The following is a 13,106-nucleotide window of genomic DNA, read 5'->3' as shown; positions in this document are numbered from 1 at the left end:
AATGGTTATTTGGTTTAGTTATTTAAAGTTGATTGTTTTTTATCTCTTATTACCAATAATGCTATTCTGCGCTTTTCCCTTTTCAGCAAAAGGCCCTGCTGTCTAAAAATTGCCTGTAATGCTTCCAAATCGTTAAAGCTGGTATTTATGTTCAAGTCGATGTTCCCCTCATTGCCCGTCTCATCTACTACAATGTCCGGCAAGCGTTCATTCGTATTCAACCACGCAACCAGGTGGTCTATCGGCACATTCACTAATCGAGCATCCTCCGCTGTGCTTAAGGTATTTTCATATTTCCCCCCTTTCGTCAGCGGATATTTTCTAGGTAGTTTTTGCAGCACGAGGCAGGATTGTTTCCTATACTCTAGGGCAATGGAAAAAGGCGTCTGCTGATTTAATATCGTCAATAAATAATTGGGCATAGCGGATTTTTCCGTAGCGGGCACGAGGAATTCCAACGTATAAGCGTTTTTATAATACCAGTCATCCTTTGGCAAGCCGGAATTTTGATAAAATAGCTGGACCGAATCGCTTACTTCCACAGCAAGTTGTTTGGCGTTAAAACCAGGGATCAGCATTTTTCCCAGTTTGGCGTACATGGTCATTAAAGTTAGATTGCTCCAGATATAGCCCGTCAGGCCATTATAGCTTTTGGCTATCGTTCCGGCGCCAAGCCCCTCGAAACGACCTTTGTACAACACGCTGTAATAGCGCAGGTTTTGTTCCGGGCGCGCTTTGAAATTAACCAGCAGACTATCTTTGTCCAGATCAATTTTTGGAATAGCATCAAGCTGTGTTTCCCTATTTAAGACAGCCGCTATATTCTTCGCACTTACGCCATAGGCAGAGGTAATCGTTTCTACCCGGCCATTAGGATTGATCCATACATAGTGGGGCAGCAAGCTATGTGGAAAAAAATGATTCAGCGAACTATCGGCATAGACAGATTGCAGCTTTAGCTTCTGGATGTATTTATTGGTTTCCAAGAAATCTTTTATCTTCCTCAGCTCCTTTTCATACGTCACCGGAACAATTGCCAATTGGTCTTTAAAATCGTCTGCAAGGTTATGCATTTTGGGCAGCGCTGCTATACAGCTGGTACACCACGTAGCCCAGAAATCCAAGATAATCAGTTTACCTTTATAATCCTTGAGGGTAACCGTAGCGCTTCCCTCCTGCGCTGCCTGTACCATTTGCAGCGGCAGATTCCATAAAGCTTCGGGAATGGTATCGCCTATTTTTAATGGCGTAATGGAGTCTGTGGATAAAGCCACGCCAGCAGCAGCGGGAAAATTTTCCCGCTGCCCGGCGTGAGCCAAACAAACACAGAACAAAAAGGTTGAAAGCACAAAGCTAAAAGCGGAAAGCTTTAAAGCTTTGGCTCGTATATTTTTATATTGGTTCCGGAAAGGACATAGCTCTCCCCTTACGTATAAATCGTTCATAAATTTTGAATAACCAGTTAAAGGATTTTATTTATTGCTAGATGCAAGTTTCAGAACCGCTATTCAGGCGAAGCGATGATATTCTTATACAGATTTCTTTTTAAACATAGGTTTAAGGCATAGCTGCGCACGCCAGTATTCGTAAGGGCTCTATTAGGCAGTAAATTAGACTTAGGTTTTCCTTTCATAACTCGTTACGTTTTAACGAGCCTCTCGGAAGTAAAAAAATAGGGAGGAATTCTCACCATCGTACCTCCACCCTTCGCTGACCAGCTGGCTTCAGACAACGGCAAGACCCACCCCTATAAAAAACAAATATACCGTTTTTTAAGACATGGGTACTTTTCTTACCGTCTCATTCTAGCTGGTCAAAGCGAAGAGAGATGAGACTCTTAGTTACTTAACACTTTATATCATTAACAATAGTATTTATATGCTCTACAAACAATCATAAGATTCTTAAGTTTTATTATGCAAATATAGAAGGTTTTCAGTATAAACGCAATTTTTTCGCTAATAAATATTTTAACGCGTCATTCTATTAGCTCTTTTTGTTAGATGAAGAAGGAAAGGCAAAGTCAGCTTATTGCTAGAGTGGCAAAAAATCTTTCTAAACTTAAAAGCAACACTCATATATCTTATGAGAAAATGCATCTTGCAACCGATATATCAGTCACACATATAAGAAATGTACTAAACGGGGAAGCAAATATAACTTTAACTCATTTGGAGGATTTGGCAAACTTGTTTGGTGTTGAAGCTTATTCACTATTATTAGATATTCCGAAATTCCCTAAACGAGAATCGCTAAAAGAAAACATAACCAACTATCTGTCGAGTAAGGGATACAATTCAACATATAATTTTAAAAAACTTGGCCCCTCTTATATAGTGTCAGATTATATTGAAAATATGGAAACGTTTCCAAAGCCAATTGAGGCATCTCAAATAAAAGACTTGGTGAATGATGAGAAAGGCACTAATTACAAAACAAATGATGTATCAAGAATACTAAATAAACTTGTTGATGAGGGCATATTGAAGTTGATACCCACGAACAACAAACGAAAACCAAAATATTTGAAATCCTAGTATAAAATAAACTAAACCTATTTCATGAAAAAATTTTACTCAACCCTTCTTGTTTTTTTATATACAGTATTGCGGTTGGACAAGCGATATTAAGCGGCAAGATTGTTCTAATATCTGATGGTGATATGATTACGATTCTCGACGTTGATAATACGCAAACGAAAATCCGCCTTTATGGTATAGATTGCCCAGAAAGCCACCAAGATTTCGGAACAGTTGCACGGAAATTCACGGCCAATCATTGCTTTCAAAAAACGTTAAAAGTGGAGGTCAAGGATATTGACCGGTATGGGCGGACAGTCGGTATTGTGATTTTGTCAGATCATACAAATCTCAATAAAGAATTATTGAATGCAGATTTGGCTTGGCATTATAAGTCTTTCAACAATTCCAAAGATTTTGCAATTGCTGAGGCGCGAGCTCGGGCAAAACAGGTAGGATTGTGGAGCATGGAAAATCCGACGGCTCCTTGGGATTTCCGTAAAGCCAAACGCCAAAATCATAAAAAAGTTATATTATGAGTATATACGAATTTATGATGCTTAATGATACCGAAAAGGGCGAAGCAACTTTGGGAGGTATTTTTATTGGCCATAGGCGTATTGGCAATGAAGCGAGAACCTTATACTGCCTAGGAAACTTTTTTGTAGAACTTGTATACACCTCAGATCATCAGGAATTTAAAGGATTTAGACAGTTTACGAAAACCTATTTATTGGAACCATATCTTGATCAATTTCCACATATTGAATAATCTAGCGCGGATAATCATAGTTTGTTTATTATGAATACCGATTTTTCCGATAAATATGAATCCCTATAAAGAAAAGCTTAAGCAAACAATAGAAGATTACTTAGATCTAAAGAACCATTTATCCTTGCAAGAAAAAGAAAACCAAATTTTAGAGGAGAACTTGTCTACCTATTGCGAGAAAATCTCCTTGCAAACTGAATTCTTAGAAAGCAATATTGATAAAAACGAATTAATTGCCTTTTCTGAACTTGCCGAAGAATTAAGGCAAGCTAAAAGCGACCTAAAATTAGAGAGAATAGAGAACCTTGCAGTGATAACTTCTTCTATTGAATATTGTCTGAATAAGCTTAATGAAAGTTGTTGTATCGTAGACACAAAATATGGCTTCAAAAATGTTTATATAGATGAACTAGGTAGACCCGTCATTGACGACAACTTTACATCATTTTGAATTTCCCGTCTACTGAGAAACAATTTGCTTTTCAAGATAATTGGCTATTGCCTTTAATAGCTCAGGCGTAAGCCTTTGTGGGAGGTTTTCTGTATTAGTCACTACCGCGCGGTAATGCCGTTCTTCATCTGGTTCAAAATAAACAACCGTACCATCTATAATTACTTCCACTTTATAGGTATAGCCCAATGACAGAATTTTTGTATCAAAAACATGTTCTGCATGCTGGTAATTTATATTTATGGTAAAAGATTCTTCCATAAGTGCTACTTCTATTTGTTTCTATACGCTAAATTACTTTGTAATTGATGCTGCATATTTCTAATAAGCATTTTAATTTCTTGCAAATCTGTTTCCGGTTCCGGCAGTTTATCCGTCTGATGTTTGGCATATTGCCAGATTTCCAACACATCGTTTACGGCAACTGTATATGGCCTGTAGTTGCTGTTAAGTGACCGCATGAGCAGTGTACCGTCCTTTTGTAGGGTAACCTGCTTAAACACAAAGTCCTGCTCCCCTTTCAGGATAACAATGCACAACGTATCCGGTTTAAGGGTTTTCCAGTCCTGCACGTACCGCGCAACCACATCACTGCCATCCGGAATGGGCAACATGGAATCGCCCGTTGTGGGAAACATCCGGTAAGTACCATCCTTGGGCAAATTTGGCAGGGTAAATTTGGGTAACGCAGCCAAATACTCCGGGTCGGTGCATCCGGCAGCATAACCTGCCTTGGCCTTAACCGGCACGTACTCCATGTTCTCCTTATTTTCGGCATTGACTGTAATGGAAAGCACCCGTAGGTTTTTGCCGTTGATATACTCTTTGGCACCGGTCTCCATTTTACGGAGGTCAAATTCGCTTAAGCGGCCAAGATCATGCCTGAGCAGGTAATCCAGCGGGATATGGAAGAAATCGGATATTTTGACCAGATCTGCCAGGGGAGGATTTTCCGTATGCCCGTTCTCCATGGCGGTGTATTTGGCACGTGTGTAGCCGAGCAGCTCGGCCAGCTGCTGCTGACTGTATTTTTTACGCTTGCGCAGGAAAAGCAGATTGCTATTGAAAAAAACTTTTGCAGGTTCCATTTTGTATTGTTATTATTAACAACAATATATTTGTTACTATTGGTGACAAATATAGCAATATAAGCGGGATATGGAAACAGCAATGAAAAAAAAATCGAAAATAGCTGAACTAAGAGCTATGATCCTAGAAGCGGAAGGCTTTACTGTGAACAGCGGCACTGACTGGCCTCTGAAAGATATGGGTGTTATGGAGCAGGCTTTTCCGGCAGGGATTTTTCCACTGGGGGCCATACACGAGTTCATTAGCAATGATACGGAGCAGGCTTCAGCATCCGCTGGTTTTATAGCCTGCCTGATAGGCCGGTTAATGCAGCAGAAAGGTCCCTGTCTGTGGGTAAGTCTGGGCAAGCGGCTGTTTCCCCCATCCCTGAGTGCATTTGGCGTAGCCCCGGACCGCGTGTTCTTTGTTAACCTCAGTCAGGAAAAAGATGCCCTATGGGTGATTGAAGAGGCTCTGAAATGCCCTTCCATAGCGGCTGTGGTGGGCGAGATACATGATCTGGACCTGACCGCCTCACGCCGCCTGCAACTTGCCGTGGAGCAGAGCCATGTAACCGGTTTTCTCCACCGGTACCGCCCGCGGCGGATGAACAATATGGGCTGCGTGGCACGCTGGAACGTGAAACCCATGTCCAGCATAGTGAGCGGCCGCTTGCCGGGTATTGGCCACCCACTATGGCATGTGGAACTGCAAAAAATACGTAACGGAAAACCGGGCAGTTGGCAGATGGGCTGGAAGGAAGATACCTTCTTTTATGAAGAGCAGCCGCTGGGGGTAACGGACAATGTTTACGGGAGAACGGGTACATCATGAAAAGATATACTGCATTATGGTTCTGCCATCTATTGACGGACAGCCTAGCCATACGTCTACCGGAGCTGAAAGGGAAAGCTTTTGTACTGGCCGCACCCGAAAGGGGCCGGATGGTCATACAGGCAGTGAGCCCAGAAGCGCTAACCATAGGTATCAGGGTTAAAATGGTACTTGCCGACGCCCGTGCCCTGCACCCCGCGCTACAGGTATTCGACTTTGAACCCGAACGGGCGGAAAGTCTGCTCTCGGAACTGGCAGAATGGTTCCTGCGTTACACGCCGGTATCAGTTATTGATCTTCCCGACGGCCTGCTGTTGGACGTTAGCGGCTGCACACATCTCTGGAAGGGCGAAGAATCTTACCTGAAAACTATTGTCTGTAGATTGGAAAAGAGGGGATACCAGGTGCGTGCGGCAATGGCGGACACCATAGCAGCAGCCTGGGCAGTATCGCGCTTTGGTCGCCCAGGGGATATTGTTGCGCACAGAGGGCAGCTGGAGGCACTGCTGTCCCTGCCCCCCGCTGCCCTCCGGCTGGAAAGCAATGTGGCCGGGAGGATGCAGAAGCTGGGCCTGACACGGATCGGCGATTTCATCGGTATGCCCCGCTCAATGCTCAGGCGCCGCTTCGGGCAGTCACTGCTGGAACGGATTGACCAGGCATTGGGTAGGTCTGCGGAACATCTGGAACCGGTGGTACCAACGGCCGAATACCGGGAACGCCTTCCCTGCCTGGAACCATTGCGGACACGGAAAGCCATTGAGATGGCGCTGGAAAAATTATTGGAGGGGCTGACGGAACAATTGCTGCATGGTAGCGCCGGCCTGCGGAAGGCGGTATTCCGTTGCTATCGCATTGATGGAAAAATCAGGGAGATTGCCATAGGCACGGGCCGGCCTTCAAGGGAAAAGCTGCACCTCTTCCGCCTGTTCTCCGAAAAAATCGGCAGCATAGCCCCCGGTCTTGGTATTGAGCTGTTTACACTGGAAGCCCCTGTTGTGGAACCGCTGAATGCAGCTCAGGAAAAACTATGGAACGATGGTGGCGCCCATCAATGTGCCGAGATCGGCAAGCTCCTGGATCGCATAGCAGGCAGAGTAGGCAGCGATGCCATACACCGCTACCTACCGGATGAGCACCACTGGCCGGAACGCTCCATAAAGGAGGCTTCCTCGCTGGACGAGCAGCCTTCCACTGTCTGGCCCAAAACCGCCCCACGCCCGGTTTATATTTTGCCAATACCCGAACCTATTACCGTTACGGCACCGGTACCTGATTACCCGCCCATGGTATTCATCTATAAGGGCAAGGTGCACCAGGTAAAAAAAGCCGATGGACCGGAGCGTATTGAACGGGAATGGTGGCTGGAAACCGGCCTTCAGCGCGACTACTACCGGGTGGAAGATGAAAACGGTGCACGCTATTGGCTGTTCCGCTCCGGCCATTACGAAAACGGAGATGCACCGGAGTGGTTTATACATGGTTTTTTTGCTTAGCATGATGGATTATACGGAATTACAGGTTACATCGAATTTCAGCTTCCTGCGGGGAGCTTCCCATCCGGAAGAACTGGTGGAGCATGCAGCGGCACTTGGCCACACGGCCATAGCACTGACCGACTTTAATACCCTTGCAGGCATCGTACGTGCGCACACTGCGGCAAAAAAACAGGGCATACGCATGATACCCGCTGCACGGCTTGATCTACAGGATGGCCCACCCCTGTTGGCCTACCCTACCGACAGAGAAGCTTATGCACGCCTTTCGGCCCTGCTTACCGAAGGGAACCGGCGCACGGAAAAAGGTAAATGTCTATTATACCGGGTTGATGTTTACCGCTATGCAGCGGGTATGATCTTCATCGCTCTGCCCCCATCCGAATTGAACGGCGATTTTGACTTTGACAATGGATTTAAACATGATCTGCGGGAATACCGGCAGCAACTGGGGGGAGATCTATATCTGGCCGCCTCATGGCTTTACCGCGGAGATGATGCCAAAAGACTCTTCCGCCTGGCAGAACTGGAAGAGCAACTGGGTATACCGCTGGTGGCCACCAACGATGTGCATTACCATAGCCCCGAACGGCAGCAGTTGCAGGATATTGTGACGTGTGTGCGCGAAAAGAAGACCATTTATAATGCGGGTTACCTCCTGCATGCCAACGCCGAACGTTACCTGAAACCGGTAGCGGAGATGGAACGGCTGTTCCGCAGATATCCGCATGCCATTGCGAACACCCGGCGTATTGCAGATGCCTGCCGTTTCAACCTGGATACGCTGAAATATGTTTATCCGCGGGAGATTATGCCCGACGGGCGCAGCCCATTGGAGGAACTGACACGGCTGGCCTGGAGCGGGGCCTATGACTTTTTCGGTGACCCGCTGCCGGAAAAGGTATCCTCGGCCATTGTGCACGAGCTGAAATTCATCAGTGAAATGGATTATGCGCCTTATTTTCTGACCGTGTACGATATTGTGCGCGAGGCGCGCTCACGCGGCATCCTCTGCCAGGGCCGTGGGTCTGCTGCCAATTCCACCATCTGTTTCTGCCTTGGCATCACCTCGGTGAACCCGACCAAATTCGACCTGTTATTTGAGCGGTTCATATCTTCTGCGCGGAACGAGCCGCCCGATATTGACGTGGACTTTGAACACGAGCGGCGTGAAGAGATCATCCAGTATATCTATGGGAAGTACGGGCGCGACCGTGCGGGTATTGTGGCCACCGTTACCCAACTGCATCAGAAGGGTGCCGTGCGTGATGTGGCCAAGGCGATGGGCATGTCGGTCGATGCCATTAACCAGTTGTCCAGCTCGATATGGGAATTTACCGATGAATGGTTTGAAGGGAAGCTTATCTCCGAACATGGTTTCGATGCGGGCGATCCGCATCTGGTAAAGGTGCTTGAACTGACCCGCCAGTTTATGGGCTTTCCTCGGCAGCTGGGCCAGCATACCGGTGGATTTGTGATAACGGACGGCAGGCTGACCGACCTCTGCCCCATCATCAATGCGCAGATGGAAGACCGTACCAATATTGAATGGAACAAGGACGATATCGACGCTTTGGGCTTTCTCAAGATTGATGTGCTGGCCCTGGGCATGCTGACCTGCATCCGCAAAGCTTTTGATCTGGCCGCTGAGCACCATGGCCGTATGCTCACGCTGGCCACCGTACCGCAGGACGACCCCGAAGTGTATGCGATGATCAGCGCGGCCGACACCATAGGCGTGTTCCAGATTGAAAGCCGCGCCCAGCAGTCCATGCTGCCGCGGCTGCGGCCGCAGAATTTCTATGATCTGGTGATTGAGGTGGCCATTGTGCGCCCCGGCCCCATACAGGGTGATATGGTGCACCCCTACCTCCGCAGGCGCAATGGCGAAGAACCGGTGGAATATCCCTCGGCCGAGCTGGAGGAAATACTGGGCAAAACGCTGGGGGTGCCTCTGTTCCAGGAGCAGGCAATGAAGATTGCGATTGTGGCCGCGGGCTTTACCCCTGCCGAAGCGGATGAACTGCGCCGTAGCATGGCGACCTTCAAGGCCAAGGGATTGGTGAGCAGGTTTGAGCGGAAACTGGTGGACGGTATGGTGGCTCGTGGCTATAAGCAGGAATTTGCCGAAAGGGTATTCCGCCAGCTGGAGGGCTTTGGCAGTTATGGTTTTCCCGAAAGCCATGCGGCCAGCTTTGCCCTGCTGGTATACGTTTCCTGCTGGATAAAGCATCACTATCCGGATGTTTTTGCGGCAGCCCTGTTGAACAGCCAGCCCATGGGTTTCTACGCCCCGGCACAGATCGTGCGTGATGCACGGGAGCACGGTGTGGAGCTGCGGCCGGTGGATGTGAATTTTTCCCGCTGGGACAATACACTGGAGGATAAAAAAGGCCAATACTGTGCACTGCGGCTGGGTTTCCGGCAGATCAAGGGCATGCGGCAGGAGGAAATGGACGCGCTTGTTTCGGCAAGGCTGAAACCTTACACCCATATCCACCTGTTATTGGATACAGGGGTCTCCATAGCCTCACTGGAACGGCTGGCGGATGCAGATGCCTTCCGTTCGATGGGCATGGACCGCAGACAGGCGTTGTGGGAAGTATCGGCCCTGCACGATCGGCCGGTCGGTATCTTCGAGGGTCAACCCTCTGCCAGTGACCTGGAGGAACTGGTGCACCTACCGGAAATGTCGCTTTCCGAACATGTGGTACAGGATTACGGTTCCCTGTCGTTGTCGCTAAAGGCACATCCGGTAAGTTTTGTACGGCGGCAATTGTTTGAAAGGCGTATTCTTTCCACCAAGGAGCTGGACCGCTGGCCGGATGGCACACCCCTGCGGGTAGCCGGGCTGGTACTGGTGCGCCAGCGCCCCGGCACAGCGGGCGGCGTATGTTTTATTACCATTGAAGACGAAACGGGCGTGGCCAATGTAGTGGTCTTTGCCAGTCTGTTTGAACGCTACAGAAAGGAAATCCTTTATTCGCAGCTACTGGCGGTGGAGGGAAAATTGCAGCGTGAGGGAATGGTAACCCATGTAGTGGCCAAACGGCTTTACAATCTATCAGGACTGCTGGCTGCACTTGGCCCGCAGCAGCGGAAAGAGGTTGATCTGCGTGCACTTTCGCCCGCGGATGAAAAGGATGGACAGATTTATCCCGCCAAGAACAAAAAAACGCAGGTGCGTCATGATACGCAGCTGGATCTTTTTGGCAAAGGGCGTAATTTTAGGTGATGTGCATCAAACAGTAATTTAACGGAAATAAATGATGCGGCAAATGAATAAAAAGCCTAAGTTCCTTTGACAACAGAGCTATAAAAGTTAAATTTGGGACAATGGGCTTGTATATAGCATAATGTATCTTTGTGAACAGCCATTAAAAATTAACCTGAATGAAACAACAAACCTTTAAAGAGAAAATTGGCCTATTCTTTGGCAAGCTGATGGGAAAATCTGTCCAATCATCAAAATACAGACCTCATTCAAAAGAAACCATAGAAAATGACAGTCAAGCATCGCCACTATCTCCTGATTTAAGCGCAATCAACCCTCAAAGAGTAACCACTAAGAAGGATACTTATAAATGCTTTACATTTATGTTGTATGAACGAGATTCCGCCAGTATCAGCCAGAGAATACTAGAACATGACCGGCTGCATTTGGTCACACAGTCGGAATCGCTTGATCATGAGGATGAAAACCTAGTCGAAAACGCAAAAAAAGCTGACATTCTGTTTTTTAGCAGCGGAGACAGGGTATTCGATATTGATAGATTTTTAGAGAAAGTGGGTATATATGACAAGATGATTGTCGTTGTATCTACGTACGATCCATATATGTATAAAGAATGGATCAAGGGCCGTGTAGATTGCCATTTTAGAAAAAGAGAGATTTTAGTAAGTGAGTATTTCGAGATCGCGATGAAACCTGTATTGGATGACTTGGACGGAATTGCATCACTTCCCAATTTAATCGATGAGGACGATATAGATGAAATAGAAGAAGGAGGTTATGCCTGGAGCGAAAATTGGTTTAAAACGTATGGATTGAGGGAGCGTGGGGATGAGTGAAACATTAAATATTTGTTCAATTGCCGAACCCCAGTCTAGGGGCATTTAACTAATGTAGCACTTTTCTTTTAACAAGAAACTCTGAACCAATACCAAAATGGACAATTTTTCTACTACTAAACGTATATTATGGTTTCCCGTAACGCACTGAACAGCAAACCATTTAGTTTTGAGCGGATAAAAAATATTTTTCAATTCACTTGAAATTTCTTTATATTAGGAAGCAAATAAAAGTTGTTAACCTAACCTTAATCTATTATGAGCAAAACATAGCATTTTAAGAGTAGACTCTAAGCTTTTTGATAAACTTTCGGAGTTTTCAATTAGAGGCACGAATATATAAATAAAAATCTATCAACTTATATTACTGAGAAGCTTTCCGAATACATTTTTTTTAAAGCAACAATGTACTCGGACAACGATGGAGACACAAGACGACTTTATTACAACAATAAGAAAAACAGCAGTTAACAAAGTATTGCCAAAAAGTTACGCAAAAAACTAAACCAACGATGCTTAAACACATTATAATGATTAAAATATGCCGGAGTTACCTTTAAAAAATAAAATCATTGCGTGGCTAAAAGGCTATGACTACTGGTTTCAATATGCGGGGAACCAACTTTTAGAAGGCAAAAATGTTGATGACGCTTTAGCCGACACCACATATCAATTGTTCAAAGAAGATTTTGCTTTGAAAGCGATTGAAAACGAAAGGGCAGAAATTGAATTTAATGAAATTGCTGCTGATGTAGCTGCAATTGAAAGAAAAATTCAGTTGCAATTGATAAAAGAAATTGAGAATGTAAACGCACTTGCTACTGGACAATCAATCCCAATTAACCCAAACCTAACAATCATTTATGGGGGCAATGGAACAGGAAAATCAGGTTATGTAAGATTGCTAAATAATGCCTTTCAGTCAAGAGGCGATAAACAAATTCTCCAAAATGTTTTTTCTGACGAAGAGAGGGGTACCCCAGCCTGTAAGTTTACTTTTCAATCAGCAGAGGCATTATATGATTTGTCTTATCCATTGCATAGAAGCAACATAGAATTTTCTCAATATTCAGTCTTCGACACACACAGTATCAAAGTGCTTTTAGAGCAAGACAATAAACTTGACTTCACACCGATTGGTTTTGAGTTTTTTGAAAAGGCTTTGCAGTTATACGAAATGGTCAAAGCGAAACTTTCTGTGGATATAAAAGCAAATAGACCTATCAACGAATTTGAAAAGTTTTTCGTCAATGACAATGTAATAAAAAATGCGATTAACAATCTCGGAGCAAATTCAAATGAAGAGGAACTTAAAGCATTAGGAACATATACAAAAGCGGATGCAGTGAAACTTGCAGAACTAATTGCAAAACGAGAGAAATTAAAAGCCCTTGACATTCCGAAAAGAATTTCAGAGCTCCAAAAGTTGCTTTCGCAACTAGTTGATTTTACAAGCCGGCAGCAAGCAATTTTAGATTACTTAAAGCCCGAGGATATTGGGCACTACAAGTCATTGATAATCTCGTTTCAAAAATTTCAAGATTTAGCTAAACAAGAAGGCGTAAAGAGCTTAGAGGAATATAACATTGAAAGCTTAGGAACAAACGAATGGAAAGATTTTATTAAAGCGTCTAAAAATTATGCCTCTGCCATCGAAATCGACCGAGATGAAAAAAAAACATACCCATCAGAAAAGGATAACTGTCTGTTTTGTTTACAGCCTCTAACTGAAAGAGAAAATGCATTAATTAATTCCTATTGGAATCTATTAAAGAGTGAGGCGGAAGCCCTATAGTACTCCCCAAAAACTGGACAACTGCATAAATGTTTAAATTAGCAGTTGAAAATGAAAAAGGAACGTAGAAAATTCAGTGCAGGCTTTAAGGCGAAGGTAG

Annotated in this window: 12 protein-coding genes; 9 read left to right on the top strand and 3 right to left on the bottom strand. The window is 45.1% G+C overall.

The window, feature by feature from the left end; translation table 11 throughout:
- Window positions 1-14: 14 nt before the first annotated feature.
- On the bottom strand, window positions 15-1,445 hold the full coding sequence (locus ABD930_RS09485) for a TlpA family protein disulfide reductase (RefSeq protein ID WP_345231470.1): 1,431 nt from the start codon (window positions 1,443-1,445) through the stop codon (window positions 15-17).
- 558 nt (window positions 1,446-2,003) lie between these two features.
- On the opposite strand from ABD930_RS09485, the gene ABD930_RS09480 reads away from it, so the two are divergent.
- The 4 genes from ABD930_RS09480 to ABD930_RS09465 all read left to right on the top strand — a co-directional run bounded on the left by ABD930_RS09480 (window position 2,004) and on the right by ABD930_RS09465 (window position 3,742).
- On the top strand, window positions 2,004-2,537 hold the full coding sequence (locus ABD930_RS09480) for a helix-turn-helix domain-containing protein (RefSeq protein WP_345231469.1): 534 nt from the start codon (window positions 2,004-2,006) through the stop codon (window positions 2,535-2,537).
- 125 nt (window positions 2,538-2,662) lie between these two features.
- On the top strand, window positions 2,663-3,058 hold the full coding sequence (locus ABD930_RS09475; protein WP_345231468.1) for a thermonuclease family protein: 396 nt from the start codon (window positions 2,663-2,665) through the stop codon (window positions 3,056-3,058).
- On the top strand, window positions 3,055-3,291 hold the full coding sequence (locus tag ABD930_RS09470) for a hypothetical protein (RefSeq protein WP_345231467.1): 237 nt from the start codon (window positions 3,055-3,057) through the stop codon (window positions 3,289-3,291). Before ABD930_RS09475 ends, ABD930_RS09470 begins: the two co-directional genes overlap by 4 nt.
- A 55-nt stretch (window positions 3,292-3,346) precedes the next feature.
- A complete protein-coding gene (locus ABD930_RS09465) occupies window positions 3,347-3,742 on the top strand; it encodes a hypothetical protein (RefSeq protein WP_345231466.1) in 396 nt (131 codons plus the stop codon).
- A gap of 9 nt (window positions 3,743-3,751) precedes the next feature.
- Here ABD930_RS09465 and ABD930_RS09460 read toward each other — a convergent pair whose 3' ends face one another.
- Window positions 3,752-4,003 (bottom strand): hypothetical protein, encoded by a 252-nt coding sequence (locus ABD930_RS09460; protein ID WP_345231465.1) that lies wholly within the window; start codon window positions 4,001-4,003, stop codon window positions 3,752-3,754.
- Window positions 4,004-4,014: 11 nt separating this feature from the next.
- Window positions 4,015-4,830, bottom strand: a complete 816-nt coding sequence (locus ABD930_RS09455) for an XRE family transcriptional regulator (RefSeq protein WP_345231464.1) — start codon at window positions 4,828-4,830, stop codon at window positions 4,015-4,017.
- A 70-nt stretch (window positions 4,831-4,900) separates the two neighbouring features.
- Here ABD930_RS09455 and ABD930_RS09450 point away from each other — a divergent pair, with 70 nt between their 5' ends.
- The 5 genes from ABD930_RS09450 to ABD930_RS09430 all read left to right on the top strand — a co-directional run bounded on the left by ABD930_RS09450 (window position 4,901) and on the right by ABD930_RS09430 (window position 13,006).
- A complete protein-coding gene (locus ABD930_RS09450; RefSeq protein WP_345231463.1) occupies window positions 4,901-5,644 on the top strand; it encodes an ImuA family protein in 744 nt (247 codons plus the stop codon).
- The gene (locus ABD930_RS09445; RefSeq protein ID WP_345231462.1) at window positions 5,641-7,140 is read left to right on the top strand and encodes a Y-family DNA polymerase; all 1,500 of its coding nucleotides are present in this window, start codon (window positions 5,641-5,643) and stop codon (window positions 7,138-7,140) included. Before ABD930_RS09450 ends, ABD930_RS09445 begins: the two co-directional genes overlap by 4 nt.
- 1 nt (window position 7,141) lies before the next feature.
- Complete coding sequence (locus tag ABD930_RS09440; RefSeq protein WP_345231461.1) at window positions 7,142-10,375, top strand: error-prone DNA polymerase; 3,234 nt, start codon at window positions 7,142-7,144, stop codon at window positions 10,373-10,375.
- A 158-nt stretch (window positions 10,376-10,533) separates the two neighbouring features.
- A complete protein-coding gene (locus ABD930_RS09435; RefSeq protein ID WP_345231460.1) occupies window positions 10,534-11,211 on the top strand; it encodes a hypothetical protein in 678 nt (225 codons plus the stop codon).
- Window positions 11,212-11,752: 541 nt separating this feature from the next.
- Complete coding sequence (locus tag ABD930_RS09430; protein WP_345231459.1) at window positions 11,753-13,006, top strand: hypothetical protein; 1,254 nt, start codon at window positions 11,753-11,755, stop codon at window positions 13,004-13,006.
- Window positions 13,007-13,106 lie beyond the last annotated feature (100 nt).

It is taken from the genome of Olivibacter ginsenosidimutans (genome assembly GCF_039542865.1).
GTDB classification, from domain to species: domain Bacteria; phylum Bacteroidota; class Bacteroidia; order Sphingobacteriales; family Sphingobacteriaceae; genus Olivibacter; species Olivibacter ginsenosidimutans.
The sequence above is the reverse complement of the archived record's forward strand: the minus strand, read 5'-3'. Positions and strand labels throughout refer to the sequence as shown.

Coding starts and splice junctions, on each gene's coding strand:
- ABD930_RS09485 (WP_345231470.1), bottom strand. CDS start 1,445: ATGAACGATTTATACGTAAGGGGAGAGCTATGTCCTTTCCGGAACCAA.
- ABD930_RS09480 (WP_345231469.1), top strand. CDS start 2,004: ATGAAGAAGGAAAGGCAAAGTCAGCTTATTGCTAGAGTGGCAAAAAAT.
- ABD930_RS09475 (WP_345231468.1), top strand. CDS start 2,663: ATGATTACGATTCTCGACGTTGATAATACGCAAACGAAAATCCGCCTT.
- ABD930_RS09470 (WP_345231467.1), top strand. CDS start 3,055: ATGAGTATATACGAATTTATGATGCTTAATGATACCGAAAAGGGCGAA.
- ABD930_RS09465 (WP_345231466.1), top strand. CDS start 3,347: ATGAATCCCTATAAAGAAAAGCTTAAGCAAACAATAGAAGATTACTTA.
- ABD930_RS09460 (WP_345231465.1), bottom strand. CDS start 4,003: ATGGAAGAATCTTTTACCATAAATATAAATTACCAGCATGCAGAACAT.
- ABD930_RS09455 (WP_345231464.1), bottom strand. CDS start 4,830: ATGGAACCTGCAAAAGTTTTTTTCAATAGCAATCTGCTTTTCCTGCGC.
- ABD930_RS09450 (WP_345231463.1), top strand. CDS start 4,901: ATGGAAACAGCAATGAAAAAAAAATCGAAAATAGCTGAACTAAGAGCT.
- ABD930_RS09445 (WP_345231462.1), top strand. CDS start 5,641: ATGAAAAGATATACTGCATTATGGTTCTGCCATCTATTGACGGACAGC.
- ABD930_RS09440 (WP_345231461.1), top strand. CDS start 7,142: ATGATGGATTATACGGAATTACAGGTTACATCGAATTTCAGCTTCCTG.
- ABD930_RS09435 (WP_345231460.1), top strand. CDS start 10,534: ATGAAACAACAAACCTTTAAAGAGAAAATTGGCCTATTCTTTGGCAAG.
- ABD930_RS09430 (WP_345231459.1), top strand. CDS start 11,753: ATGCCGGAGTTACCTTTAAAAAATAAAATCATTGCGTGGCTAAAAGGC.